The sequence below is a fragment of the Bartonella jaculi genome (assembly GCF_039543045.1).
In the GTDB taxonomy this organism is placed as follows: domain Bacteria; phylum Pseudomonadota; class Alphaproteobacteria; order Rhizobiales; family Rhizobiaceae; genus Bartonella; species Bartonella jaculi.
The window spans coordinates 1-500 of the sequence record NZ_BAABIZ010000215.1 but is presented as its reverse complement, the minus strand read 5'-3'; the positions used below and the strand labels follow the sequence as shown (position 1 = coordinate 500).

Here is a 500-nt window from a genome sequence, read left to right as displayed (position 1 = left end):
CCATGAAATGTCTCGTCATGACATATCTCAGCCTGCCCTTCTTTTTGATCTTCGTAAAATTCTTGCTCCATACATTGCCTATTGCTTTACAATCGTCATTGGCAATACAATGCACGAAACCCCTTCACCTTATAAGCCTGACAGTGTCAGTCAAAAGAGCACTTCTTTAAAAAAGCACTTTTTTCACTTGCTTATAGCTTATGAGAGAAACCCCAATACCAAACCCTCTCATAAAATCGTTTTCAAAGGCACTTCAAAGGCGATAGAGCGCCATTGTGAAGTGAGAGGTACAAATTATCACTCCACACAACAAAGCCTCTCTCAAGCCGTTTTTTTAAAGATTGCTTTCAAACGTTGAAACTGTTAGCGTATCCACGAGGCGTGAGCCAGTTTTGCCAGGACGGCTTTGCCGGATCTGCGAGGAGTTGACCGCCCTCCACGCCTTCTCATTTTTCCCCACACACCGGTTCCTTCTTTGCAAAGCCAACCAAGCCGTTTTT

Annotated in this window: 1 protein-coding gene; it reads left to right on the top strand. The window is 44.0% G+C overall.

The features are described 5' to 3' along the window. Window positions 1-358, top strand: a 358-nt coding sequence (locus ABD915_RS10250; protein ID WP_345117870.1) for a hypothetical protein, incomplete at its 5' end; no start/stop codon positions are given. Window positions 359-500: the final 142 nt, after the last annotated feature.